The organism is Rubrivirga sp. SAORIC476 (genome assembly GCF_002283555.1).
In the GTDB taxonomy this organism is placed as follows: domain Bacteria; phylum Bacteroidota; class Rhodothermia; order Rhodothermales; family Rubricoccaceae; genus Rubrivirga.
In genome coordinates this window covers 1,003,637-1,027,566 of record NZ_MVOI01000003.1, presented here as the reverse complement: position 1 = coordinate 1,027,566, position 23,930 = coordinate 1,003,637, and the positions used below count along the sequence as shown (strand labels likewise).

General features: G+C 71.5%; 22 protein-coding genes. 16 read left to right on the top strand and 6 right to left on the bottom strand.

Annotated elements, in window-relative coordinates:
- Positions 1–9: 9 nt before the first annotated feature.
- Both B1759_RS19655 and B1759_RS06125 read right to left on the bottom strand, forming a co-directional pair.
- Positions 10–2,079 carry a peptidyl-prolyl cis-trans isomerase gene (locus B1759_RS19655; protein WP_158225144.1) on the bottom strand — a complete coding sequence of 690 codons (2,070 nt, stop codon included), beginning with the start codon at positions 2,077–2,079 and terminating at the stop codon, positions 10–12.
- A 244-nt stretch (positions 2,080–2,323) separates the two neighbouring features.
- Positions 2,324–2,902, bottom strand: a complete 579-nt coding sequence (locus B1759_RS06125) for a 5-formyltetrahydrofolate cyclo-ligase (protein ID WP_095514139.1) — start codon at positions 2,900–2,902, stop codon at positions 2,324–2,326.
- Between B1759_RS06125 and B1759_RS06120 the strand changes: the two genes are divergently transcribed.
- Positions 2,901–3,266, top strand: a complete 366-nt coding sequence (locus B1759_RS06120; protein WP_095514138.1) for a carboxymuconolactone decarboxylase family protein — start codon at positions 2,901–2,903, stop codon at positions 3,264–3,266. The two genes, B1759_RS06125 and B1759_RS06120, sit on opposite strands and share 2 nt — an antisense overlap.
- Positions 3,267–3,275: 9 nt before the next feature.
- On the opposite strand, the gene B1759_RS06115 is transcribed toward B1759_RS06120, so the two are convergent.
- From B1759_RS06115 to B1759_RS06105, 3 genes are read right to left on the bottom strand one after another with little or no spacing between them, the layout of a single operon-like run.
- On the bottom strand, positions 3,276–4,133 hold the full coding sequence (locus B1759_RS06115; RefSeq protein WP_095514137.1) for a prolyl oligopeptidase family serine peptidase: 858 nt from the start codon (positions 4,131–4,133) through the stop codon (positions 3,276–3,278).
- Positions 4,133–5,392: a hypothetical protein gene (locus B1759_RS06110; protein ID WP_095514136.1), complete on the bottom strand. Its 1,260-nt coding sequence runs from the start codon at positions 5,390–5,392 to the stop codon at positions 4,133–4,135. Before B1759_RS06110 ends, B1759_RS06115 begins: the two co-directional genes overlap by 1 nt.
- 46 nt (positions 5,393–5,438) lie before the next feature.
- The gene (locus B1759_RS06105) at positions 5,439–5,909 is read right to left on the bottom strand and encodes a hypothetical protein (protein ID WP_095514135.1); all 471 of its coding nucleotides are present in this window, start codon (positions 5,907–5,909) and stop codon (positions 5,439–5,441) included.
- Between the two features lie 265 nt (positions 5,910–6,174).
- On the opposite strand from B1759_RS06105, the gene ffh reads away from it, so the two are divergent.
- The 9 genes from ffh to B1759_RS06060 all read left to right on the top strand — a co-directional run bounded on the left by ffh (position 6,175) and on the right by B1759_RS06060 (position 15,930).
- Positions 6,175–7,527 carry a signal recognition particle protein gene (gene ffh / locus B1759_RS06100; RefSeq protein ID WP_095514134.1) on the top strand — a complete coding sequence of 451 codons (1,353 nt, stop codon included), beginning with the start codon at positions 6,175–6,177 and terminating at the stop codon, positions 7,525–7,527.
- 96 nt (positions 7,528–7,623) lie between these two features.
- Positions 7,624–8,730: a 30S ribosomal protein S16 gene (gene rpsP, locus B1759_RS06095; RefSeq protein ID WP_095514133.1), complete on the top strand. Its 1,107-nt coding sequence runs from the start codon at positions 7,624–7,626 to the stop codon at positions 8,728–8,730.
- Between the two features lie 31 nt (positions 8,731–8,761).
- On the top strand, positions 8,762–9,361 hold the full coding sequence (rimM, locus tag B1759_RS06090; protein ID WP_198948765.1) for a ribosome maturation factor RimM: 600 nt from the start codon (positions 8,762–8,764) through the stop codon (positions 9,359–9,361).
- A gap of 75 nt (positions 9,362–9,436) precedes the next feature.
- Positions 9,437–10,147 carry a tRNA (guanosine(37)-N1)-methyltransferase TrmD gene (gene trmD / locus B1759_RS06085; protein WP_198948764.1) on the top strand — a complete coding sequence of 237 codons (711 nt, stop codon included), beginning with the start codon at positions 9,437–9,439 and terminating at the stop codon, positions 10,145–10,147.
- A 97-nt stretch (positions 10,148–10,244) separates the two neighbouring features.
- Positions 10,245–10,598, top strand: a complete 354-nt coding sequence (rplS, locus tag B1759_RS06080) for a 50S ribosomal protein L19 (RefSeq protein WP_095515065.1) — start codon at positions 10,245–10,247, stop codon at positions 10,596–10,598.
- 81 nt (positions 10,599–10,679) lie between these two features.
- Positions 10,680–11,444: an MqnA/MqnD/SBP family protein gene (locus B1759_RS06075; RefSeq protein ID WP_095514132.1), complete on the top strand. Its 765-nt coding sequence runs from the start codon at positions 10,680–10,682 to the stop codon at positions 11,442–11,444.
- A 108-nt stretch (positions 11,445–11,552) separates the two neighbouring features.
- Positions 11,553–12,008 carry an SsrA-binding protein SmpB gene (smpB, locus tag B1759_RS06070; protein ID WP_095514131.1) on the top strand — a complete coding sequence of 152 codons (456 nt, stop codon included), beginning with the start codon at positions 11,553–11,555 and terminating at the stop codon, positions 12,006–12,008.
- 119 nt (positions 12,009–12,127) lie between these two features.
- The gene (locus B1759_RS06065; protein WP_095514130.1) at positions 12,128–14,530 is read left to right on the top strand and encodes a GWxTD domain-containing protein; all 2,403 of its coding nucleotides are present in this window, start codon (positions 12,128–12,130) and stop codon (positions 14,528–14,530) included.
- Between the two features lie 95 nt (positions 14,531–14,625).
- Positions 14,626–15,930, top strand: coding sequence for a T9SS type A sorting domain-containing protein (locus B1759_RS06060; RefSeq protein WP_095514129.1), 1,305 nt, complete (start codon positions 14,626–14,628; stop codon positions 15,928–15,930).
- On the opposite strand, the gene purE is transcribed toward B1759_RS06060, so the two are convergent.
- Positions 15,927–16,442, bottom strand: a complete 516-nt coding sequence (purE, locus tag B1759_RS06055) for a 5-(carboxyamino)imidazole ribonucleotide mutase (protein ID WP_095514128.1) — start codon at positions 16,440–16,442, stop codon at positions 15,927–15,929. The two genes, B1759_RS06060 and purE, sit on opposite strands and share 4 nt — an antisense overlap.
- Positions 16,443–16,650: 208 nt before the next feature.
- On the opposite strand from purE, the gene purM reads away from it, so the two are divergent.
- From purM to B1759_RS06025, 6 genes are all read left to right on the top strand, one after another.
- Positions 16,651–17,652 carry a phosphoribosylformylglycinamidine cyclo-ligase gene (gene purM, locus B1759_RS06050; RefSeq protein WP_095514127.1) on the top strand — a complete coding sequence of 334 codons (1,002 nt, stop codon included), beginning with the start codon at positions 16,651–16,653 and terminating at the stop codon, positions 17,650–17,652.
- 51 nt (positions 17,653–17,703) lie between these two features.
- A complete protein-coding gene (locus B1759_RS06045; protein ID WP_095514126.1) occupies positions 17,704–18,747 on the top strand; it encodes an NAD(P)H-dependent glycerol-3-phosphate dehydrogenase in 1,044 nt (347 codons plus the stop codon).
- Between the two features lie 63 nt (positions 18,748–18,810).
- Complete coding sequence (locus B1759_RS06040) at positions 18,811–19,479, top strand: helix-turn-helix domain-containing protein (RefSeq protein WP_095514125.1); 669 nt, start codon at positions 18,811–18,813, stop codon at positions 19,477–19,479.
- Positions 19,480–19,560: 81 nt separating this feature from the next.
- On the top strand, positions 19,561–20,049 hold the full coding sequence (locus B1759_RS06035; RefSeq protein ID WP_095514124.1) for a hypothetical protein: 489 nt from the start codon (positions 19,561–19,563) through the stop codon (positions 20,047–20,049).
- A gap of 100 nt (positions 20,050–20,149) precedes the next feature.
- Positions 20,150–22,498: a DNA topoisomerase (ATP-hydrolyzing) subunit A gene (locus tag B1759_RS06030; protein WP_095514123.1), complete on the top strand. Its 2,349-nt coding sequence runs from the start codon at positions 20,150–20,152 to the stop codon at positions 22,496–22,498.
- A 3-nt stretch (positions 22,499–22,501) separates the two neighbouring features.
- Complete coding sequence (locus B1759_RS06025) at positions 22,502–23,821, top strand: M28 family metallopeptidase (protein ID WP_095514122.1); 1,320 nt, start codon at positions 22,502–22,504, stop codon at positions 23,819–23,821.
- The last annotated feature ends 109 nt before the right edge of the window (positions 23,822–23,930 follow it).

The following is a 23,930-nucleotide window of genomic DNA, read 5'->3' as shown; positions in this document are numbered from 1 at the left end:
GCCTGAGCCTTAGAGGAGGTCGTTGCGGAAGTCTTCCACGTCGGCGTCCTCGCGGAGGCCTTCGAGCCACGCCTGCAGCACGCGCGAGCGCTTGCGCTGGAGGAGCTGCTCGGCGAGCTGCTCGCGGGCGATGTCGGTGAACTCGGCGTCGGTGCCGCCGACCAGCGCGGTCGTGCGGACGACGAAGGCGGCCTGGTCGCCCTCGATGACGCCGCTCTGCTGGCCCGGCCGGAGGCCGAACACGGCGCCCACGGCGCGCGGCTCGACGCCGTAGCCCGGGATCACGCCTGCCGCCATCGACAGGTTGTCGGCGGAGGTCACCTCCGCGCCCGCCGCCGAGGCGATGGCCGTGAGCGACGACGCGCCTGCGACGGCCTCCCGGAGCGCGGCCATCTGGACGGCCTTCTTCTTCTCCGTGATGACGGCCGCCTCGACTTGGCCCTGGACGTCCTCGAACGGCGCCGGGCCCGCCTCGCGGCGCTCGACGAGGCGCGCAATCACGAAGCTGGTGCCCGCGTCGAACGGCTCCGAGACCTGCCCGATGTCGGCGCGGCGGAGGTAGCGGAAGAAGTCGCGGCCGAGCTCCAGGCCCGGGACCTGCGCCTGGCCCTCCTGGATCTCGACCGGCGTCGGCGCGATGCCGCGCTCCTGGGCCTCCTCGGCGAAGTCGCGGTCCTCAAGCACGAGGAACGCCGCGAAGTCCTCGGCCTCGCCGAGCACGCGGGCGTAGTCCGCCTCGACGGGCCGTGCGATCTGGACGAGCTGGACCTCCTGGCTGGCCCGTGCCTCGACGAGGATCAGGTGGAGGCCGAACGACGTCGTGATGGGACCGGTCACGCGGCCGGTCGGCGCGGCGAAGGCGGCCTGCTCGAACTCGGGCACCATGCGGCCCTCGCCGAACCAGCCGAGGTCGCCGCCCTGGTTCTTGTTGCTCTGGTCGGTCGAGTACTGGCGCGCAGCGTCGGCGAAGGAGATCTCGCCGCTCTCGATGCGGGCCTGCACCTCGCGGGCCTGCGCCTCGGCGCCGGCCGGGAACAGGATGTGGCGGGCGCGGACCGACGTGGCGTCGCCGGGCTGGACGCCCACGATGCGGGCGAGGTAGGCCTGGTCGCCGGCCACCACCGGCCCGACCACGCGGCCCTCGGTGAGGTCGCTGTAGACGGCCGTCGCCAGCTCGGCGGGCAGGTCGCCCGCGCCGATGAACTCGGGCTCGGCGGCAGCGCCGAACGAGTTGCGTCGAGCGAACGCCAGCGGGTCGGCCGCGGTGCGGAAGCCGTCCACCATCGTGTCGAGCTCGTCGGTGGCGCGCGCCGAGTCGGCGGCGGTGGGGTCCTTGGCGAAGCCGACGTACTCGATCGAGTAGGACGCCTCGCGCTCGTAGTCCTCGATGTTGTCGCGGTAGTAGCTCCGGTAGTCGCTGTCGGAGACCTCGATCTGGTCGTCCGGGACGGCGGCGTAGCGGAGGCCGACCAGCTCGGCGGAGGCCTGGCGGTTCTGGCGGATGAACTCGTCGCGCACCTCGCCCGGCGTCACGCGCGTGGAGGCCGTGATGAGGGCCGAGAGCTTGGCCTGGCGCCGGTTCCGGCGGACCTGCTCCTCGATGGCCTGGAGCTGGTCGGTGAACTCGCCGTTCGGGTCTTCCACCACCTGCTGGAGCGCCGCGCGGTCGACGCCGCCGTTGCCGTCAGGGAAGACCTGCGCGATGAGCGGGTCGGGGGTGTCGCCCGTGATGAGGGCGAAGACCTCCTCGTCGGTCACCTGGACGCCGAGGCGGTCCATCTCGCGCTCGACGAGCGCGTTGTCGACGAAGCTGTCGAAGACGCGGTCCTCGATCTGGCGCTGCTGCGAGCCGGTCACCTCGAGGCCCTGGGCCTGGTACGCGTCGAGCTGCTGCTCGACGGCGCGGTTGTAGAGCTCGCCCTCGATGGCGATGCCGTCCACCTCACCGATGGTGCGCCCGTCCGGGCCCATGCCGACGGCGTCGAAGGCGCCCGAGTCCTGGAGCGCCCAGAGGCCGCCGAAGGCGATCACCAGAACGCCGACGAGGAAGCCGCCTGCGCGCTCCCGAATGCTGTTCATCACTCCCATGTCGCTCCGCCTCCGCGGGTGCTGTCTCTGGAATCAGTCGGCGCCGCTCCAAAATCGGAGGCGCCCGAACCACAACGAGCCGACGCAGACGGCCGGCTCGAAGGGGCAGGGAAGATACAGGAGACCGGTCGGGCCCCCGAGGGGAAAAATCGGAGGAGTCCAGAAGGCATGGGTGCCGCGCGGGAACGGGGCGCCAGGACATGACCGACTCGGGCGAGACGTCGCTCCCTGCGCCTCACACCCTCACCACGTCCCCCTCGGTGACGACGGTGTCGAGGCAGGCGTCGTGGGGGAGGGTAGGGACGGTCGCCACCAGCGCCGACTGGAGGCCCACGCCGACGCGGAGGGCCGTCGTCTCCGCGAGGAAGGTGTCGTAGAACCCGCCGCCATAGCCGAGGCGGCTGCCGTCGCGGCCGAAGGCAAGGCCGGGCACGAGGACCACGTCCAGGTCGCGAGGATGGCACGAGCGCGCGTCCGGGGCCGGCTCCTTCAGACCCCATGGTCCATCCGTCAGCCTCTCGTCGCCCTCGAACACGCGCTGGGCGAGGGCACGCGGGCCGACGACGGCGGGCAGCACGACGGTGCGGCCCTCGGCGCGAAGTGACCGGGCCAGCGGGCGGAGGTCGACCTCGCCAGGCAGCGGCCAGAACAGGTGGACTGTCCGCGCGGTCGCCACCTCGGGGAGTGCCCGGAGGCGCGCGACGATCTGCGCGGAGGCGTCGGCCAGGGGGCCGGGCGGGGTCTCCGCGCGAAGCGCACGGAACCGACGCCGCCACGCCGCTTTCTCCGCCGCTACATCGTTCGCTCCGCTCATGGACACCTCAGAAACCCGCCTCGACCGCTTCGACGCCTACCGGTCGCGCATGAACGCGCGCATCCTGGACGAGGGCTCGCACCTCGGCGTCAAGCGCTTCTTCAACCTCGACACGGCCGCCTACCGCGACGGCGCGCTCGACGGCCGTACCAAGGAACTGCTCGGGCTGGTCGCCAGCGCCGTGCTCCGTTGCAACGACTGCATCGACTACCACCTCGAACAGTGCGCCGAGGCGGGGTTCTCCGACGACGAGATGATGGACGCCATGAACGTGGCGCTGGTCGTCGGCGGCAGCATCGTGATCCCGCACCTCCGCCACGCCGTCGAGACGATCGACCTGATCCGCGAGCGCGAGGGGCGGTAGGCGCACGGCTCAGCGCCGGTGCGCGAACAGCCACTCCATCAACTCCGTCCCGGCCAGCAGGCGCGGCGGGACCGCGTGCCAGAGCCCGTCGACCGGCCAGAAGCGGACCTCCGCCTTGGGGCGTCGGCGGAGGAGGCCGACCATCGTGCGGTCCGGCACGATGCGGTTGGCCGTGTCGGCCGTCCCGTGGACGACCCAGACGGGCGTCTGCGCCACGACATCGGCCTGGGCCGGGTTGGGGACGCCCGCGATGGGGACGGCCGCCGCGAACAGGTCTGGCCGGAGGGCGAGCGCGTTCCAGGTCGTCGAACTGCCCATCGAAAAGCCAACGGCGTAGACGCGGGTGGTGTCGACGGGCAGGCGCGCGATCAGGTAATCGAGCAGCTCCAGCGCGGTCGCGAGCGGCGGGCCGGGGCGGGAGAACCGGCCGGGCGTCTCGGCAGGGCCGCTGTAGAGCGCCGACCGCTCGGGCATCTGCGGCGCGACGACGAAGGCTGGAAACCGCTCTCGGATCTCGGGCCGCGCCCAGGTCTTCGGGAAGCGGTCCATCTGCCGGAGGTTGTCGGTCCCGATCTCGCCCGCGCCGTGGAAGACGACCACCAGCGGCACCCGCTCGCCCGACGCCACGGCCGGGGGCGACAGCAGGCGATACGGGAGAGCCGTCCCGTCGCTCCCCGTAAACGTCGCCGCCTCGAAGAGGTCGGCAGGGAGCGCCTCTACCTCGGCGATCGTCGCCGCGGCTTCGGCGCTGTCGGCAGGCGGCAGCATCGGCACGAGCGGGTCGGGCTGGCTCGGCGCCGAGGCGGGGGGCGCCGTGGTGCAGCCCGCCGCAAGGGCGAGCGCGAGGAAGGCGAGCGAGAGGCGCATCACAGTTCGAGATCCTGCCAGGCGGCGAGCGCGGGGAAGAGGGGCAGCAGGTAGCGCTGGCTCGTGACGAGGTACGGCATCCCGCCGCCGCCCGTGCCCGAGTCGTCGGCGACGTGGCGGCGGACGGTGCGGCGGTGGACCGTCAGGAAGGTGCCGTCGGAGGGCGCGTGGAGTGCGTCGTCGGTGGCGACGACGCGGGCGAGGATGTGGGCGAGGGCGCTTTTCGGTGCGCGGGCCTGCAGGTAGTAGGCGCCCTGCCGGGCCGTCGTCATCTCGTCGCGCCGCGCGTTCTCGGCGGACGCCGCGGCGTCCAGGTCGGAGCGGAACGCCTCGACGGCCTGCGCGGCGTGGGCGCGGTCGGGCGCGGTGTCGGCCGCCAGGCCGAGCGTGGCGCGGAAGCGGTCCACGGCGCGGTCCACGTCGTCGGCGTGGATGCGGCGGACCGAGGGCGGCGGCGGCAGGTCGGCGCCGAGGCGGGGGAGGCTGGCGAGCAGCGCGTGCGCGGCGCCGTCCAGACGCGCGGCCTGATGCTCCGGCGACGACGGAGAGGGGGAGGCCGACTCGGCCCCGCCCCGCAGGACCACCGGGTCGGCCAGCGCCACGTGGCCGCACGGCGAGCCCGTGTAGTGGCGGCTGAACGTGTCGCCGGGGAAGACGCGCAGGTCGAGCACAGGCCCCTTGCCCAGCGCCCGCTGAATCAGCCGCAGGTGCGCCGCCTGGAAGCCGGACGACGGGACGAGGTGCTCGCGGAACAGCCCGAACTCGACGCGCGAGAACAGCACGTCGTCGGCCGCGCCGGTGCCCATCAGCTCCATGATGGGGGGCAGGAGGCGGCGGGCCGCGTGGCGGAGGCGGTTCGAGGCCGTGATGGCCGGTCGCCAGAAGGCCGCCGCGTCCGAGTCCTGGTCCACCTCGCCCTCGGCCAGGGCCAGCGCCGTCCGCTCCGCCTCGGGCCGCGCGAGGAGCGCCTCGAACGTCGCCGTGACGACGGCCAGGTCGAACGTCATCTGCTTGAAGACGACCTCGCACAACTGGTGGACGATCACAAACGCCCGCTCGTCGGGCACCGACGACGCCGGGGTGCCCGCGCCGAGCAGCGCGCCGAGGCCGAGGTAGCCGGCGTAGTCGAGGCCCAGACGTCCGTCCGGACCGGGCGGGTTGACGAGCGGCGTGCCGTCGGCGGCGCGGAGGCGGTTCGCGTCCAGGTCGGCGCGGGTGTCGGGGTCGAGGGCGAAGGCCCACCAGGGGTCGCGGTCCATGCCGAAGGGTACGGCGAGCGCCCGGCCCGCGGACGGTATCCGGCGCTCAGTCCACGAAGAACTCGGCGCCCGCGACCCGACAGGCGGGGTCACAGTCCGGGCCGTTGGGCTGGATCGTCTCGTACACCGGCGTGGTCGCGAGGCGCTCGATCACCGCCCCGTCCCGCGAGACGACGATCTCGATCTCGGACGTGATCGTCGGGTAGGTGATGCCGACCGCCTCGGGCGTGGGGAACGTGGGGCCGATGCCGTAGGCGGCGTTGCAGGTCTCGTCGTCGAGCAGGCGCCCGTCCACGACCTCGAACCGGCACCCCTCGGGCGTGTTGTCGCCGTTGATCGCGATCTCGTAGACGCCGTCCGGGAAGCGATCGGCGGCGACGAGTGACACGGTGTAGCCGTCCGAGCAGCCGATCTCGGTGCAGGCCAGGTCGCCCGAGACGTCGCACCCGGTCGAGCCGAGCAGGGGCATGAGGCCGAGCAGGGCGGCGGCGACGCCGAGGCGGGGCAGGAGAGGCATGCGGGACACAGGAGCGAGACCGCAATCTGTCCCGTCATGCCCTTCTCCGAAAGGCCATTTTCATCCACCACCGGATCCACCTGCCCTTCACTGGCTCCGGGGGGCGGGCTCCCTACCTTTGTCGTCGCCTCGTCCCGGACACCCGGGCAGGGCTACGGCCGCACCGGTGGACGCTTCGGCACCCCGCGACCCCGCCCCGCCTGCGCGGCCTGCCAGATTCCCTGGCATTCGCTGTGACCCCTCCCGTCCCACCCGGCACCTCCGAATGTTCGATACGCTGTCCGACAAGCTCGACGCCGCCCTCAAGAACGTGAAGGGCGAGGGGCGCATCAACGACCTCAACATCGCCGAGACGATGCGCGAGGTCCGCCGCGCTCTCCTCGACGCTGACGTCAACTACCAGGTCGCGAAGGACTTCACCAACAAGGTGAAGGCGCACGTGACCGACGAGAAGGTCCTTCAGGCTGTCAACCCCGGCCAGCAGTTCGTCAAGCACGTCTACGACGAGCTGGTGTACCTGCTCGGCGACGTGCAGGTGGACCTCAACCAGGCCAAGAAGCCGCCGACGGTGATTCTGGTGGCGGGCCTCCAGGGCGCGGGCAAGACCACCTTCGTCGGCAAGCTGGCGCACTTCCTGAAGTCGAAGGGCCGCAGCCCGATGGTCGCCGCGGCCGACGTGTACCGCCCGGCGGCCGTCGACCAGCTGGAGACGCTCGCGGCCCAGGTCAAGGTGCCCGTCTTCTCGATCCGCGGCGAGGACGGCGTCCCGCTCAAGGATGCCGTCGACGTGGCCCGCAAGGCCGTCGCCGAGGCGAAGCGGATGGGCCGCGACACCGTCATCATCGACACCGCCGGTCGCCTGCACGTGGACGAGGCGATGATGGACGAGGTGGTCGCGATCAAGGCCGCCACCGAGCCCGACGAGATCCTGTTCGTCGTCGACGCGATGACGGGCCAAGACGCGGTCAACACGGCCAAGGCGTTCAACGACCGCCTCGACATCGACGGCGTCGTGCTGACGAAGCTGGACGGCGACACGCGTGGCGGGGCCGCGCTCTCGATCCGCAGCGTCGTCGAGAAGCCGATCAAGTTCGCCGGCACCGGCGAGAAGCTCGACGCGCTGACGGAGTTCTATCCCGACCGGATGGCGCAGCGCATCCTCGGCATGGGCGACGTGGTGTCGTTCGTCGAGAAGGCGCAGGAGCAGTTCGACGCCGAGGAGGCCGAGAAGCTGCAGCGCAAGTTCCGGACGCAGGACTTCGACCTCCAGGACTTCTACGACCAGCTCCAGAAGATCAAGAACATGGGGTCCCTGAAGGACCTCCTGGGCATGATCCCCGGCGTCGGCAAGCAAATCAAGGCCATCGACGTCGACGACGACGCCTTCCGCCACATCGAGGCGCTCATCCAGTCGATGACGCCCTTCGAGCGGGCGGCGCCGGAGCAGATCAACGGCTCGCGCCGCCGTCGCATCGCCAAGGGCGCCGGCATGGAGGTGCAGGACGTGAACGCGCTCCTGAAGCAGTTCCGCGAGATGAAGAAGATGATGAAGACGATGTCCAAGCTCCAGGGCAAGGGCCGTCCCGTCGACGCAAGCCAACTCCTGGCGGGCCGCTAGCCCGTCGTGTGAAGGTTGAGACGTGGAAGGTTCGAGCGTTCGAACTGACCGCCAACCTTCAACCTTTCAACCTTCAACTTTCAACACCCACCCGCAATGTCCGTCAAGCTCCGATTCCGCCGCATGGGGCGGAAGCAGCATCCCGTCTTCGGCCTCGTCGCTACCGACGCCCGTTCGCCCCGCGATGGTCGCTTCATCGAGGACCTCGGCCGCTACGAGCCCGTCGCTGAGCCCGCGCGCGTCAAGTTCAACGCCGACCGCATCCTGTACTGGCTCGGCCAGGGCGCCCAGCCGTCCGACACGGTCCGCAACCTGCTCCAGAAGGAGGGCATCCTCATGCGCTGGTCGATGACTCGCGCGGGTGCGTCCGCCGAGGAGATCGAGACGGCCGTGGAGGAGTTCAAGGCGCGTCGCGCCGAGAAGGCCGCCTCGACCGGCAAGAAGACGCGCGCCGAGCGCCGCGCCGAGGCGCTGGAGGCCGAGAAGGCCGCCGCCAAGGAGCGCGCCGCCGAGCTCGCCAAGGCCCGCGCCGAGCGCGAGGCCGAACTCCAGGCCCAGCGCGAGGCCGCCGAGGCCGAGGAGCGCGCCGCCGCCGAGGCCGCCCGCGCCGAGGCCGCCGCCGCCGCCGCCGACTCGGAGGCCCTCACGGAGGCTGCCGACGCCACCCCGGCTGCCGAGGAGACCGCGGCCGAGGAGGCACCCGCCGAGGAGCCGGTCGCCGAGGCCGCCCCGGACGAGACGCCCGAAGCCGCCGAGGAGGCCGTCGCAGAGGCGACCCCCGAGGCCGTTGCCGAGGAAGCCCCGGACGCCGCCGAGGAGCAGCCCGCCGTCGAGGCCGAGACCCCGGAGGCCGTGGCCGACGAGACGGGCGGGGAGGTCGCCGACCAGACCGACGCCGCTGCCGCCGAGGACGCCCCGGCCGTCGAGGAGGCTCCCGCTGCCGAGGAGGCCCCCGCTTCCGAGGCCGACAAGCTGACCACCGTCAACGGCATCGGCCCGAAGTACTCGGAGATCCTCGCCAGCGCGGGCATCACGACGTTCGCGGCGCTCGCCGAGACGACCGTGGAGCGCCTCCAGGAGATCATCACCGAGGCCGGGTCCACGACCGCGGGCAACGAGGAGACCTGGCCGACCCAGGCGGGCTTCCTCGCCAAGGACGACACGGAGGGCTTCGACGCCTACGTCGAGTCCCTCAAGGCGTAGCCTCGCACGCTCCCTCCGGGCGGGGTCGGCCATGCGCCGGTCCCGCCCGTTTTTTCTGAGCCTCTCCGACGATCCGATGGCCATCGACCCCGACCGACTGCTCCTGATGGGCCGCGTAGGCAAGACCCACGGGGTCCGCGGCGAGATGAAGGTGGTGCCCGAGACCGACGACCCGCAGCGGTTCGCCGACCTCGAGACCCTCTACCTCGGCGCCTCCGAGGCCGAGGCGCGGCCGGTGGTCGTGGAGGGCGTCCGCTTCCAGTACCCGAAGGGGCGCACGGTCGTGCTGCTGTCGCTGGAGGGGGTCGACTCGCTGGAGGCCGCCGAGGCGCTCCGCAACGAGCAACTCTTCGCTGACCCCGACGACCTGCCCGCGCTCGACGAGGGGCAGGCCTACCTCCACGACCTGATCGGCCTCGACGTGGTCGAGGTGGCCGAGGACGGCACCGAGGCGGACGAGCCCTTCGGCACGGTGAGCGACCTCTACGACGGCTCGCAACTCCTCTTCGCCATCGACCGGCCCGGCAAGAGCCAGGTGCTGCTGCCCGACGTGGAAGAGTTCGTGGTCCGCCTGGATCTCGCCGCGCGTCGCCTCTACGTCCGCCCGCCCGAGGGGCTGTTCGACGAGTAGAGGGATGGAGGGAGCCAAGGTGCGTGGGCCGAGCTCCTCTGCGCGTCGTCTCCCGCCTCCCGTGTCCCTCCCGTCATGATCCGATTCGACCTCGTCACCGCGCTGCCCGACCTCGTCCGGAGTCCGCTGGAGCACTCCATCTTGAAGCGGGCCCAGGACAAGGGGCTCGTCGAGGTGGCGGTCCACGACCTCCGCGACTGGGCGCCGGGCAAGCATCGGCAGATCGACGACATCCCGTACGGCGGGATGGGGGGGATGGTGCTCAAGCCCGAGCCGCTGTTCGCCTGCGTCGAGGCGCTGACCGAAGCGCACGGCCCGTACGACGAGGTCATCTTCCTGACCCCCGACGGCGAGACGCTGGATCAGCCGATGGCCAACCAGCTGTCGCTGACCGGTCGGCTACTGCTGATCGCCGGTCACTACAAGAACATCGACCAGCGGGTCCGCGACGTGCTCGTCACGCGCGAGATCTCCGTCGGCGACTTCGTGCTGTCCGGCGGCGAACTCCCGGCGCTGATCCTGATCGACGCGATCGCGCGGCTGGTGCCGGGCGTGCTCGGCGACGCGGGCTCGGCGCTCAGCGACTCGTTCCAGGACGGCCTGCTGGACGCGCCCAGCTACACGCGCCCGGCGTCGTTCCGCGGCCTCGACGTGCCCGACGTGCTTCGCTCGGGCGACCACGGGGCCATTCTGGCGTGGCGCGAGGAGCAGCGGCTCGACCGCACCCGCACCCGCCGACCCGACCTCCTGCCCGACGCGGACGCGGCGGGCGAAGAATCCCCGTAGACGGCGCCAGGGCCGCGTTTGGCCCGAGCCGCTCCCTACCTTCCCTGTTCGCGCCCGCGACATGTTTGGCGCGCACCCAACCCAGACCGAACCGATCATGGCGACCGACCTCATGGGCCTCGTGGAGGCCACCCAGCTCCGCGACGACATTCCCACTTTCGCCGCCGGCGACACCGTCCGCGTTCACGTGCGCGTGATCGAGGGCGACAAGGAGCGCATCCAGCTCTTCGAGGGCGTCGTGATCGCGATCCAGAACGGCGGCGTGGCCGAGTCGTTCACGGTCCGCAAGATTTCGGGCAACGTGGGCGTGGAGCGCATCTTCCCGTTCGCGAGCCCGCGCATCGCCAAGTTGGAGGTGGTCCGCTACGGCCGCGTCCGCCGGGCGAAGCTCTACTACCTCCGCGGCCTCCGCGGCAAGGCGGCCCGCATCACCGAGCGTCGCCGCAAGTAAAGGGCGCGCGGCAGGGGGCACCGGGCGAGAGGCACCGAGCCTCACGCTCCGTTCCCCTTCACCCAGCCCCTTGCCCACCCCATGCGTCTCGCCATCTGGCCTGTCCCGCCCGCCCGGGCCCTCGCGTCCGCTCTGGCGGACCTCGTGACCGAGGTGGTGGAGATCGAGCCGCACGAGGCGCGCCCGGCGCTCGACAGTGGCGGCGCGGACCTCGCGCTTGTTCCGACGCTGGACGTGCTGCGTGGATACACGGGCCTGGAAGTGGTCCCCGGCATCGTGCTCGCCGGCGAGCGCAGCCCCCGTCGGCGGCTGGTCGTCGGTAGTCAGCTGGATGCCATCGAGACGATCGCCTTCGACCCGCGCGACGCGCAGGAGGCGCTCCTCACCCAGCTCGTGCTGCGCGAGCACTACGGCTCGACGGCCGCGTTCGCCCTGAGCGATCCCGCCACGCCGCTCGCAGACGTGCTGCGGACCTCCTCGGCGGCGCTGGTCGACTACGAGGACGAGGTCCCGTCGAACGCCTTCGTGCTGGACCCCGGCCAGGAGTGGACCGACCTGACGCTCCGCCCGTACCCGTGGGGCCTGCTCGCCGCGCTGGAGGGCACGCTGAGCGCCGTCGACGGGCTTCGGCTCCGCGCCGCGGCGCAGGAGGCACCGGTCAACGAAGCCCTCTTCCACGACGGCGTGGGCGCCTACCAGCTGACGCTCGACGGCTACGCCACCGACGGCCTCGACCAGCTCGCGGACTACCTCTTCGCGACCGGCACCCTCTCCGAGGTCCCGCCGATTCCGTACCTGGAGCTGCCCTCCGACCCGGACGACGACGAGGAGGACGAGGACGCGTAGATCGTGGGACGGCGGCTGGTAGGCGGTCCGTGCACCGATGCCGTGAACCCGGTCCGCCCTTGCTGGCGTTCACGGGGCTCCCCTCCGCGTTTCTCCCTCTGACCCCGCATGGCCGACGGCATCCAGACGATCGTCACCAACCGCCGCGCGCGGTACGACTTCGAGCTCACGGACCACTTCGAGGCCGGCATCGTGCTGACCGGCTCGGAGGTCAAGTCGCTCCGCCAGGGGTCGGCTCAACTCGCCGAGGCGTTCATCAAGCTCGGCCGCACCGGGGTCGACCTGGTCAACTGCACGATCCCGCCCTACGAGATGGGTGGGTACGCGAACCACGAGCCGCGGCGGATGCGGCGCCTGCTGCTCCACAAGGCCGAGATCGAGAAGCTGCGCAAGGGGACCGAGCAGAAGGGCATGACCATCGTCCCGCTGAAGCTCTACTTCAAGGGGGGGAAGGCGAAGGTGTCGTTCGCCCTTGGCCGCGGCAAGAAGACCGTCGACAAGCGGCAGACGATCAACGATCGGGAGTCGAAGCGTCGGCTCGACCGCATCATGAAGGAGCGGTAGAGGGGGCGCCCGTCGTGCCTTGACCGCGCGCCGCCCGAGGCGCACGTTGGGGCACTGCTCGTCCCCGGCACAACTCCGCCCCCCCGTGGGGCGTTGATTCCCGGCCTTCCTTCTGTCTGATGCGCGCCTTCGCTTCTCTCGTCGTCGTCCTGCTCCTCGCCACCGCGATCCCGGTTTCGGCCCAGGACACAGGCGCGCTCGAGCGGGGCGGCGAGGCGTACCGCGAGGCGCGATTCGACGACGCCGTCCGCATCCTGAGCCGCGTCGTCGACCAGGACCCCGACAACGCCGAGGCGCACTACCTGCTCGGCCGTGTCCTGTACGACACGCGCAACCCGGCCCGCGACGAGGCACGCGCGGGGCGCGAGATCGAGGCCGCGGTCGCGCTCGACCCGCAGAACATGGTCTACCTGGTCGCCAACCTGGAGCAGTACCGGGGGGCGGCGTGGAACTTCTTCCAGGAGATGTTCCGCCAGCGTCGGCGTCGCGAGATCGCCGCCCAGTTGCTCGCCATCGACTCCACCAACGCGTACGCCCACGAGGAGCTGGGCGTGCAGGCCATCGTCGACTACTACCAGTACCGGAACGCGATCAAGCTGCCGGGGCTGGCCTACCGCTCCGTCGGAGAGCGGCAGCGGGAGGAGGTGTCGCAACCCAACGTGGAGGCCGCTTCGGCCGCTGAGGGCGGGCGGGTCGTGGAGATCCCCATCGCCTCCGAGGAGTCGGGTCTCGGCGGCTTCGGAGGGGGAATCGAGGGAGCCCTCGAAGGGCAGTTCGGCGAGGACATCCAGGACCGGTTCGACGTGGAGGAGCTGCGGCGCCGCGGCGTGTCGGTGACCGACTACGCGCCCCGCGCGCAGGCGTCGTACGACCGGGCCATCGGCCACCTCCGGCAGGCGCTCGCCTCGGACCCGCGGCGTCGACCGGTGTACGACCACGTCGTCCGCCTCGCGACCCTCTCGGGGCGCTTCGAGGAGGCGCTGCCCGACCTCGCCGAGATGTACGTCCAGTTCCCCGAGGACGCGGGGATGTGGCTCTACGCCGGGCTGGTCAACCATCGTCTCGGACAGTACGACGCCGCGGACATCGCCTTCAGCCGCGCGCTCGACTACATGGACGGCGAGACCCGCGCGGCCTACACCGACCTGACCCTCATCCTGCCGCCCGACGAGTGGGACGCCTTCCGGGCCGACCCGGACGGGTTCTCGGACCGCTACTGGACCAGCCGCGACCCGCGCTACCTCAACACCGTCAACGAGCGGCGCACGGAGCACTACGCCCGCCTCGTCACCGCCGACCTCCTGTACCGGTCCGACGACCTCGACCTGCCTGGCTGGAAGACTGAGCGTGGACGGCTGCACGTCCGCTACGGGCCACCCGAGACCGACGTGGTGATTGAGGGCGGCCTCGGTCTCGTCGTCGAGCAGTTCGCGGGGCGCGACGAGGCCTTCGCCATCGACCCGGACGCGCCCGCGGGCGTGGGCCTCTCCAACCGCTTCAACGTGTGGGACTACGGCGACGGCGTTCGCTTCGTGTTCGAGGACCCGAACCGAACCGGCGAGTTCCGCCTGTACTCGCTGCCCGCGGACGTGTACGGCCTGCAGTCGGTTCGCAACCCGTCGGCGATGGACTTCGCGCTGATCGCCCAGGCCGAGGTGCGCCGTCGGCCCGAGCGCTACGCGTTCCAGACGCCCGGCCGCGCGGTCGAACTGCCGTACCGGGTCGCCGCGTTCAAGGGCGAGGGCGGCCGGACGGACCTCTACGTCAACTACGGGATCCCAGTCTCCGAGAGCGAGACCCCGTCGGAGGGCGTGCAGGAGGACGTGGACGTGACCGTCAAGACGGGAGCGTTCCTGATCGGCCCGGGCCGAGAGATGCTGATCGAACGGCGGCGGACCGTCTATGGGCTCCGCGGCGCCCAGATCGTGCCGTTCGACCAGACGCGGTTGTGGACCAGCACCGAGCCGATGAGCGCCCGCCCGGGCGACGGCTACGAGGTGTCGCTGGAGTTCGAGACCGCCTCGGGCCAGACGGGCGCCGTCCAGCGCCGCGCCGTCGACGTGCCCGACTTCGGTGGCACGGGCCTCCGGCTCTCCGACGTGCTGCTGGCCTACGACGCGCAGGAGGCCGACCGCGCCGTGCCCGGCCGCGTCTTCCGCGACGGCGTCTCGGTGCAGCCTGCCCCGTGGGGCGTCTTTCGCGTCGGGGACCCGGTCTACCTCTACTTCGAGCCCTACGGCCTCGGCATGACCGACGGGCGGACCGACTACGAGGTCGAGGCGAGCCTCCGGCCGAAGGACACGTCCACCGGCATCCGCCGCCTCGCGCGCCGCGTCTTCGGCGGCGACGGCGCGGCCGTCTCGTCGGCCTTCGAGGTCCAGGGCGACCGCGCCGACGACGCGGTGTACCTCTTCCTCGACGCGACCGGTCAGGAGCGGGGGCTGTACACGCTCACCGTGACGGTCCGCGACCGGATCTCTGGTCTGTCGGCGGATCGGGAGACAGATCTGTTGCTGGAATAGCAAACAGGGCGAAATCGCGCCCCTGGTAGGTTTGTACTGCCCGACGGGTGGAGAGGAGGCGCTAGTCTGACCACACACCCCCTTCCCCCTACATCATGCTGCTTCGCCATTCTCTGCTGGCCGGCTTCTTCCTGTCTCTCCTGATCGCGGCGCCGTCGTCCGCCCAGTCCGGGTGTCCGGCGACGTTTCGGTTCGACGCCCTCGAATCCTCGTCCGCCGACAACGTGGCGCAGGGGCTGGTCTTCGTCCAGCAGGACTGGGACGGGACCGCGCTCGTCAACGATACGCGCCGGGAGTACGTCGCCAGCGAAGGCGGCACGGCGGGCACGCTGCTGTTTTCCCGGTGGTCCGACGGCGACGGGTCGGGCTGGCCGACGCCCGTGGACGCCGAGACGTTCGCGTTCGATGACCAGGGACGCATGCTGGAGCACGTTTACATGGCGTCCGGCGGCGGACCGTACCAGCGGGACACGCTGGGCTACGGGGCCTCGCCGTACCCGACCTACGAGGCCCGGGAGGACTGGACCGGTTCCGGCTGGGGCCCCAACCGCCGCTACGCTTACGACTACACCGAGGCGGGCACCCTGGCCGGGTACCTGTTCGAGCGCTACGCCAGCGGCTGGGCGACGGACATCGTCTTCGAGAGCGACCTCGACGCGGCGGGCAACCGCATCCTGTGCCGGTTCCGGACCGAGCCCGGTGCCACGCCGTACCGCCTGACCGCCTCGACCTTCGATGGCGACGGGCGGCGGACGAGCGTCGTCACGCGGAACTACGACGAGACGGCGGGCGCCTACGTCGAGGCGGACAGCACGGCGATGGCCTACGGGCCCTACGGGATCGTCCTGCACGAGGCGTTCGACCGGGACGGCTCGACCTGGAAGCTGGTCGAGCGTCACACGGTGACCTACTCCAACGAAGGGAGCCGGGCGGTCGCCATCCAGGAACTCCCGCGGAGCGTGGGCAGCGGGTTGGTGGCGAGGGTCCGGAAGACCCTGGACCTCGACCCCTTCTCCCGGCCGACCTCCTACCTGCAAGAGGTGTACCCCGATGGAGCGTCTGACTGGCGGCCCTCGGTGCGCTACCTCTACACCTACGCCGCGGACCCCCGGCAGACGGATGTCGCGCTCGACCCGACCACGGACGCCTTTGCGCTGAGCGTGGCGCCCAACCCGTCCGTGGGCGTGTTTTCCGTGACCCTGACCGCCTCGTCGCCGACCACCGTGGAGGTGTTCGACGCGCTTGGCCGCCGGGTGGCCGAGGTCCGGTCGGGCTCCGTGGCCTCGGGCGAGACGCGCATCCCGGTGGACCTTCGGTCGCTCCCGGCAGGCGTCTACGTCCTCCGCGCGACCACCGAGGCCGGTGGGGTCGTGTCGCGGACGGCGACGGTCGTCCGCTAGGCCGGGGCAGTCCCTTCCGCCTTCTCCGCGACCGCCCGGTCCATCGCACCGACGCGGTCGCGGAGTTCGGCCTTGTAGGCCTCGAGCGCGTCCGCCAGCGCGGCGTCGGCCGTGGCGAGGATCTGGACGGCCAGCAGGCCCGCGTTGAGGCCCTGCCCGATGGCGACGGTCGCCACGGGCACGCCGCCGGGCATCTGGACGATGGAAAGGAGCGAGTCCATCCCGTCGAGCGCCCGCGTCTGGACGGGCACCCCGATGACGGGCAGCGTGGTCGAGGCCGCGATCATGCCGGGCAGGTGCGCCGCGCCGCCCGCGCCCGCGACGATCACCTTGAGGCCGCGTGACCGCGCCGTCTGCGCGTAGTCGGCCATGGCGTCCGGCGTGCGGTGGGCCGAGAGGACGCGCGCCTCGAACGGGACGCCGAACCGGCGGAGCACGTCGGCGGCGGCCTCCATGGTGGGCCAGTCGGACTTGGAGCCCATCGCGAGACCGACGAGAGGGGAGGAAGGCATGGCAGGACAATGGGGACGGGTCGGAAGGTCGCACCGCAGCGCCCGGTCTGGGGGACGGTCGGGCCGTGATCGTGTCTGCCTCGGCATCGAGGTCGGCGGGGCGGGGGCCTGCTATCTGCCATCTCCGCACCTGTCCACACTCTCCACGCCGCCTGGCGCCGGGCCTCCCTAGTTTCGGGGCTCACACCGCGCCGCGCGCGCACCCCCGATGGCAACGTACAAGGAAGCGGGCGTCGACATCGACGCGGGCGAGGAGGCGGTTCGCCGCATCAAGGGTCACGTGCGGGGCACGTTCACGCCCGGCGTGCTGACCGACATTGGCGCGTTCGGCGGCTTCTTCGCCCTCGACAAGGACCAGTACCGCGACCCCGTGCTGGTCTCGTCCATGGACGGCGTCGGCACGAAGCTCAAGGTGGCCCAACGTGTCGACCGGCACGACACCGTCGGGCAGGACCTCGTCAACCACTGCGTGAACGACATCGCGGTGTGCGGCGCCCGGCCGCTGTTCTTCCTCGACTACTTCGCCGCCGGGCAGATCCGGCCGAGCGTGGTCGAGGCGGTCGTGAAGGGCTTCGCGACGGCCTGCACCGAGAACGGCTGCGCGCTGATCGGCGGCGAGACGGCCGAGATGCCCGACCTCTACGCGCGTGGCGAGTACGACCTCGCGGGCACCATCGTGGGCGTCGTGGAGCGGGACGAGATCGTGGACGGAAGCGCCATCGAGGCGGGCGACGTACTGCTCGGGCTGCCGTCGACCGGCCTCCACACGAACGGCTACACGCTGGCGCGCAAGGTGCTCTTCGAGCGGTTCGTGGCAGGCGACACGCCCGAGGCGCTCGGCGGGGCGACCGTCGCCGAGGCGCTGTTGCGGGTCCACCGGAGCTACCTCGACGTTATCCAGGCCCTCATCGCCGAGGACCTCGCGCACGGCTTCGCCCACGTCACCGGCGGCGGGCTGGTCGGCAACACGAGCCGCATCGTGCCCGACGGCCTCGCGCTCGACGTGGACTGGGACGCGTGGACCGTGCCGCCGCTGTTCCGTCTGATCCAGGACGTCGGCGAGGTGCCGGAGGAGGACATGCGCCGGACGTTCAACCTGGGCGTTGGCCTGGTGGCGGTCGTGCGGCCGGACGCCGTCGAGCGGGCACTGACGGTGCTCGGCGCGCTCGGCGAACCCGCCTTCGCCATCGGGAGCGTCGTCGCGGCGTAGGGGGTCCGTTCGGACTACGCCGCCCGCGTCGCCCCCCGTTATTCTGAGGCCATGACACCGACCCGCATCGCCGTCCTCGGCGCCGGAAGCTGGGGCACCGCCCTGGCCATCAGCCTCGCCCACGGCGGGCATGCCGTCGCGCTCTGGGCCCGTCGCCCGGAGGCCGCCGCCGAGATGGCCGCCACGCGCGAGAACGCGCCGTACCTGCCCGGCGCCACGATCCCCGCCTCGGTCACCGTCACGGCCGACCTGGACGCTGCACTGGGCGGTGCCACCGTCTGGCTCGTCGCCGTCCCCAGCCAGACCGTCCGCGGCGTGATGGCGCCGCTCGCCGACCGCGTCACACCCAACCTGACTGTGATCTCGGTCGCCAAGGGCATCGAGAACGAGACGCTGCTGACGACCAGCGGCGTGCTCCGCGAGGTGCTGCCCGCCGCCGACCCGGCGCGCGTCGGCGTGCTGTACGGGCCGAGCCACGCCGAGGAGGTCGCGCTGGGCCGCCCGACCAGCGTCGTCGCCTCGTTCCCCGATGCAGACGTGGCGGCGTTCGTGCAGGCGCTGTTCATGCGCCCGGCCCTTCGGGTGTACGCCAACACCGATCTGGTGGGCGTCGAGATCGGCGGCTCGGTCAAGAACGTGATGGCGGTCGCCGCGGGCATGGCCGACGGGCTCGGGTTGGGCGACAACGCCAAGGCGGCGCTCGTCACGCGCGGCCTCGCCGAGATCACCCGCCTCGGGCTGGCGATGGGCGCCGACGCCCACACGTTCGCCGGGCTGGCCGGACTGGGCGACCTCGTGGTGACGTGCTTCAGCGGGCACAGCCGCAACCGCGCCTTCGGCGAGCGCGTCGGGTCGGGCGAGACGACCACCGAGGCGCTCGGTCACTCGACGATGGTCGTCGAGGGCGTCCGCACGACGCAGTCGGTGCGCGAACTGGCCCGGCGCCACGGCGTCGAGATGCCCATCACGGAGGCCGTCCACGCGATCCTGTTCGAGGGGCTCGACCCGATGTCGGCGGTCCTGGCACTGATGGCGCGCGACCCCACGTTGGAGGCCGCCCACCTCGGCCCGGCCTTCGACGGAACGGAGGCCTAGGATCCGAGTCGGGGAGGGCACGGCCCCTTCCTCCGCCCACGCTCACCGCCCCACGCACCCTCGATGACCTCCAACGATGTCAAGCGGCTGGCCGCGATGGGGGAGGGGCGGACGCTGGAGTTCAAGAACCGCGTGCCGCGCCCCGAGCGGATCGCCCGCGAGGTGATCGCGCTCGCCAACACCGATGGCGGCACGGTGCTCGTCGGCGTCGACGACGACGGGACCGTGCTCGGCGTCAAGGACGCTCAGGAGGAGTTCTTCGCGCTCCAGACTGCGCTCGCCGACCGCATCCTGCCGCCCGTCGACCTCCGCTTCGAGCCGGTCCGCATCAGCCGCACGCGCGAGGTGCTCGTGGTCCACGTGCCGGCCTCGATGGACCGCCCGCACGTGCTCAAGCCGGACCGCCGCCCCGACGGGACGCTCCCCAAGCAGCGCGCCTTCGTCCGCGTGGCCGACCAGTCGGTCGAGGCGAGCCGCGAGGCGGTGGCGCTGATGAAGGCGGAGGGGCGCGGCGACGCGGTCACGTTCACCTTCGGCGACGCCGAGCGGCGGCTCCTCGAGTACCTCGACCGCCACGAGCAGATCACCGTCCGCGAGTACGCCCGCATGACCACGATGCCGCCGTGGAAGGCGTCCAAGGCGCTCGTGATGCTGGCCCGCGCGGGCATCGTGGCGCTCCAGCCGCGCCAGGGCGGCGAGGACGTGTTCACGGTCGGGATGAACGGCGCGTGACGGGACCGCAGGGCAGGCGCGCATGACCTTGTCGTCGTCTCGGCGCGGGGCTAGTCTCGTTTCTCTTTCGTCTGTGAACCCATGCGTGCCCTCGTCGCCCTCGCTCTCCTGTCCCTGGCCGGCTGTTCGCTGGTCGGCGACGGCGACCCCTTCGACGACGCCTACCTGAGCGTGCACGCCCTCTCGCTCGACTGGGTCGAGGGGACGCCGCCCGCGACCGGACGGATCGGGCTCACCTACATCGGCTCCGACGTGGTCTACCCGGACGACCCGTGCCCGCTCGGTGGAGGCTTCAGCGGCCGGTGGGAGTTGGATGACCCCTCCGACCGCTTCCCCGAGGGAGGCGGCTCCGTCCGTGGCCGCGTCGACTGCGAAGGCATTCGCCTGTACTTGTTCGATGGCGACATCCGCGGCGACGACCACGACCGCGGGGTCCTCTACATCTTGGAGGGCGAGCGCCTGGACGACCGCCGCATCGTCGGGACGTGGGACCGCGTGGGGGCGTACCCCGAGGGGACGTTCACCGCGCCGCTGGTCCGCGAGGCGACCGCGTTCGTCACGGTGCCGTAGCGCCCGCTCCGGTCTCCCGCCAGAGGGCCCGAGGTGGATGGTATGACGCAAGGTGTCAGCGGCGGACGCTACCTTGCGGCATCCCCCCAGACATCGAAAAATGCCCGTCGTCGACACGATCCCGCTTCACGAGACGGCCCGCGAGCGGTACCTGACCTACGCCCTCTCGGTCATCACGAGCCGCGCGCTGCCCGACGTGCGCGACGGCCTCAAGCCGGTCCAGCGTCGCATCCTCTACGCGATGGCGACCAACCTCCGGCTCCAGCCGGACGCGCGCTTCCGCAAGAGCGCCACCATCGTCGGCGAGGTGATGGGCAAGTACCACCCGCACGGCGACACCGCCATCTACGACGCGATGGTGCGCATGGCCCAGAACTGGTCGCTGCGCGCACCGCTGGTGGACGGCCAGGGCAACTTCGGCTCGCTCGACGGCGACAGCCCCGCGGCGATGCGCTACACCGAGGCACGGCTGAAGGCCCTCGGCGCCGAACTGCTTCGTGAGATCAAGCAAGACACCGTCGCCTTCCGGCCGACCTACGACGGACAGCTCTTCGAGCCCGTCGTCCTGCCCTCGCCGGTCCCGAACTTCCTGATCAACGGTGCGACGGGCATCGCGGTCGGCATGGCCACCAACGTGCCGCCGCACAACCTGGGCGAGGTGGTGGACGCCTGCCTGGCGCTCATCAAGAGCCCCAACGCCCGCCTGGAGACGCTGCTGGCCTCGGTCCAGGGGCCCGACTTCCCCACCGGCGGGCGCATCTTGAACACGCCCGAGGAGCTGGCCAGGATCTACGAGACCGGCGAGGGCGCCGTCGACCTGCGCGGCGAGTACGAGATGGAGGGCAAGGGGACGGTCATCCTGACCTCGATCCCGTACGCCGTCCAGAAGGGCGACCTGATCGAGAAGATCGCCGACCACATCCGCGCGGGGAAGGTGCCCCAGATCGTCGACATCCGCGACGAGTCGACGGAGGACGTCCGGATCGTACTGGAGCTGAAGCGCGGGTCGAGCCCGGAGGCGGCGATGGCCTACCTCTTCAAGCACACACCGCTCCAGACGCGCTTCCACGTCAACATGACGGCGCTCGTGCCGACCGACAACCCGGAGGTCGCCGCGCCCGAGAAGGTGGACCTGCGGACGGCGCTCCGCCACTTCCTCGACTTCCGTCTGGAGGTGGTCACCCGGCGGCTGGAGCACGAACTCCGCGCGCTGGAGAAGCGGATCCACATTCTGAAGGGCTTCGCGATCATCTTCGACGCGCTCGACGAGGCCATCAAGCTCATCCGCGCCTCCAAGAACAAGGCCGACGCGAACGGTCGCCTGCGCCACCGCTTCCGCCTCGACGAGGTCCAGGCCGATGCCGTGCTGGAGATCAAGCTCTACCGGCTGGCCCAGATGGAGATCGACGCCATCCTCAAGGAACTGGCCGAGAAGGAGGCCCGCGCCGCCGAGATCCGCGCCCTCCTCGCCGACGAGGACGGCCGCTGGCGCATCGTCCGCAGCGAACTGCGGGACATGAAGAAGCGCTTCGCCGACGAGCGCCGAACCCACATTGAGGGGCCGGACGCGGTCGTGGAGTACGCCGCCGAGGATTACATCATCAAGGAGGACGTCTACGTCATCGTGACGAAGGACGGCTGGGTGAAGCGTCAGCGCTCCTACACCGACCTCGACGCCATCCGCGTGCGAGAGGGCGACCGGGTGCTGTACGCGCTCGCAGCCTCCACCCGCGACACGATCGGCTTCTTCAGCTCGGCCGGGCGCTGCTACACGATCCGCGTGGACGACCTCCCGCAGACGACCGGCTACGGCGACCCGGTCCAGAAGTACTTCGACTTCGCCGACCGCGAGACGGTCGTCGGGGTCGCCTCCTTCGACGCGCGCGTGATGCCCGTCGGCGTGCCCGAGGTGGGCGGGGTGCCCCAGCCGGAGCTGTTCTCCGGCGACGGCGCGCCCCCGGCCGAGGACGTGACGGTGGGGCCGTACGCGGTCGCGGTGTCGAGCGACGGGCTGGCAGTGCGCCTGGAGGTCGAGTCGTTCCTCGACCCGTCCAACAAGAACGGCCGCGTGATGATGCGGCTCGCGCAGGGCCAGCGGGTCGTCAACGCGGAAGTGGCCTCGGGGTCGGAGAACGTGTGCCTGGCCTCCCGGCAGGGCCGCGCGCTGATCTTCCCGGTGCCCCAGATCCCGGTCTTCAAGAGCGCCGCCAAGGGCGTCATCGCGATGCGCCTGGACGGCAAGGACGACCGCGTCCTCGGCATGGCCCTCTCCGACGCCGCGCGCCGCGGCCTGGAGGTCGAGACCAGCCGCGGGCGGACCGAGATCGTTCGCACGACCAAGTTCGAAGTGACCAACCGAGGCAACAAGGGCACGACCATCATCTCGAAGGGGACGCTCAAGGCGGCCACGCCGGACCCGGTGGAATTGCACCTGCCGGGCCGCGACTAGCTCATGCGAGTCGCCCTCCTGGTCCTGGCGCTGCTGCCGGTCGCCCTCGCCGCCCAGCCCGCGGACCTCGACCTCGACGCCGCCCGCGCGGTCGTCGACACCCTCGCGGCGCCGCGGTACCACGGTCGCGGCTTCGCGTTCGACGGGGCGACCCGCGCGGCGCAGTTCCTGGAAGGCCGGTTCGAGGCGGCGGGTCTCCAGCCTCTCGGGCCGGCGTGGCGCCACCCGTTCCCGTACGAGGCGGACGTCGTGACCGACGTGCCGGTGCTGACGATGGACCGCACTCCGCTCGTCCTGGGCTCCGACCTGCTCCCGTACCCGAGTACGGCGGCGGGCGCTGGCACCGCGGTGGGTGCCCTCGACGTCGGGAGCGGCGTCGTCGTGCCGCCGGCCGGGATCGATGCGTACGCGGGACGCCCGGTCGAGGGGCGCGTCGTGGTACTGTCGGCCGCGGTCCCGGATTCGCTCGTCGGCGACGAGAATGTCCCCCAGGCCTACCTCTCCGAAGTCGCGCGCTACGAGATCGCGTTCCTCCGGGGCGCGAGCGCGGTCGTCCACCTCGTCGACGCGCCGCTGTTCGGGACCTCGTTCTATGATGCCAAGCTGCCCGTCTTCCACGTCCGCCGGGAGGCGTGGACCTCGCCTGCGACCGTCGACTTTCGCATGGACGCGGAGCAGAACCGGCCGGTGACCGGCTACAACGTGCTGGGCGCGGTCCCGGGCACTGTGCGGCCGGACTCGGTCCTGCTCGTCACGGCCCACTACGACGGCCTCGGATCGTTCGGGCCGGAGGTCTACTTCCCCGGCGCCAACGACAACGCCAGCGGCGTCGCGCTGCTGCTGGCGCTGGCCAAGCGGGTGGCGCGCGAGCCGCTCCCGTACACGGTCGTGTTCGCCGCGCTGGGGGCCGAGGAGGTCGGGCTGGTGGGCGCGCAGGCGCTCGCGGCGGCGTTCGGCGACGGTCTCGGGGCCGTTCGGTTCGTGCTCAACTTCGACATGGCGGCGTCGGGGGAGGACGGGCTGGTCGCGTTCGGGGGCCGCGACCACCCGGACCTGTTCGAGCGATTGGTGGCCGTGAACGAGACCCTCGGCCTCGGGCCGCTGGTGGCGCGGTCCAACCGGCCCAACTCGGACCACGCCGTGTTCGCGGCGCAGGGCGTGCCTGCGCTCTACCTGCTCACGAAGGACGGCACCCAGCCCTACCACGCTCTCGACGATGTGCCGGAGACGCTCGACTGGGAAGCCTTCGCCCACCTGTACGCCCTCACTGCAGACTTTCTCGAGACGGTCGGAGCGAACGGGGTGGACCCGGCGCGAGACTGAGGCGGCCCGTGCCCGCCAGTCGGCCCGCCTCGGCGCCAGGGGAGACAGGGCAGCGGCGGCCCGGCCCGTCGAAGAGGTGTGAGGAGCGTGATGAGGTGTGGTAGTCTGC

Bases quoted from the DNA above. Each gene is read 5' to 3' on its own strand.
- B1759_RS19655 (WP_158225144.1), bottom strand. From the start codon at position 2,079: ATGAACAGCATTCGGGAGCGCGCAGGCGGCTTCCTCGTCGGCGTTCTG.
- B1759_RS06120 (WP_095514138.1), top strand. From the start codon at position 2,901: ATGGACACCTCAGAAACCCGCCTCGACCGCTTCGACGCCTACCGGTCG.
- B1759_RS06125 (WP_095514139.1), bottom strand. From the start codon at position 2,902: ATGAGCGGAGCGAACGATGTAGCGGCGGAGAAAGCGGCGTGGCGGCGT.
- B1759_RS06115 (WP_095514137.1), bottom strand. From the start codon at position 4,133: ATGCGCCTCTCGCTCGCCTTCCTCGCGCTCGCCCTTGCGGCGGGCTGC.
- B1759_RS06110 (WP_095514136.1), bottom strand. From the start codon at position 5,392: ATGGACCGCGACCCCTGGTGGGCCTTCGCCCTCGACCCCGACACCCGC.
- B1759_RS06105 (WP_095514135.1), bottom strand. From the start codon at position 5,909: ATGCCTCTCCTGCCCCGCCTCGGCGTCGCCGCCGCCCTGCTCGGCCTC.
- ffh (WP_095514134.1), top strand. From the start codon at position 6,175: ATGTTCGATACGCTGTCCGACAAGCTCGACGCCGCCCTCAAGAACGTG.
- rpsP (WP_095514133.1), top strand. From the start codon at position 7,624: ATGTCCGTCAAGCTCCGATTCCGCCGCATGGGGCGGAAGCAGCATCCC.
- rimM (WP_198948765.1), top strand. From the start codon at position 8,762: ATGCGCCGGTCCCGCCCGTTTTTTCTGAGCCTCTCCGACGATCCGATG.
- trmD (WP_198948764.1), top strand. From the start codon at position 9,437: ATGATCCGATTCGACCTCGTCACCGCGCTGCCCGACCTCGTCCGGAGT.
- rplS (WP_095515065.1), top strand. From the start codon at position 10,245: ATGGCGACCGACCTCATGGGCCTCGTGGAGGCCACCCAGCTCCGCGAC.
- B1759_RS06075 (WP_095514132.1), top strand. From the start codon at position 10,680: ATGCGTCTCGCCATCTGGCCTGTCCCGCCCGCCCGGGCCCTCGCGTCC.
- smpB (WP_095514131.1), top strand. From the start codon at position 11,553: ATGGCCGACGGCATCCAGACGATCGTCACCAACCGCCGCGCGCGGTAC.
- B1759_RS06065 (WP_095514130.1), top strand. From the start codon at position 12,128: ATGCGCGCCTTCGCTTCTCTCGTCGTCGTCCTGCTCCTCGCCACCGCG.
- B1759_RS06060 (WP_095514129.1), top strand. From the start codon at position 14,626: ATGCTGCTTCGCCATTCTCTGCTGGCCGGCTTCTTCCTGTCTCTCCTG.
- purE (WP_095514128.1), bottom strand. From the start codon at position 16,442: ATGCCTTCCTCCCCTCTCGTCGGTCTCGCGATGGGCTCCAAGTCCGAC.
- purM (WP_095514127.1), top strand. From the start codon at position 16,651: ATGGCAACGTACAAGGAAGCGGGCGTCGACATCGACGCGGGCGAGGAG.
- B1759_RS06045 (WP_095514126.1), top strand. From the start codon at position 17,704: ATGACACCGACCCGCATCGCCGTCCTCGGCGCCGGAAGCTGGGGCACC.
- B1759_RS06040 (WP_095514125.1), top strand. From the start codon at position 18,811: ATGACCTCCAACGATGTCAAGCGGCTGGCCGCGATGGGGGAGGGGCGG.
- B1759_RS06035 (WP_095514124.1), top strand. From the start codon at position 19,561: ATGCGTGCCCTCGTCGCCCTCGCTCTCCTGTCCCTGGCCGGCTGTTCG.
- B1759_RS06030 (WP_095514123.1), top strand. From the start codon at position 20,150: ATGCCCGTCGTCGACACGATCCCGCTTCACGAGACGGCCCGCGAGCGG.
- B1759_RS06025 (WP_095514122.1), top strand. From the start codon at position 22,502: ATGCGAGTCGCCCTCCTGGTCCTGGCGCTGCTGCCGGTCGCCCTCGCC.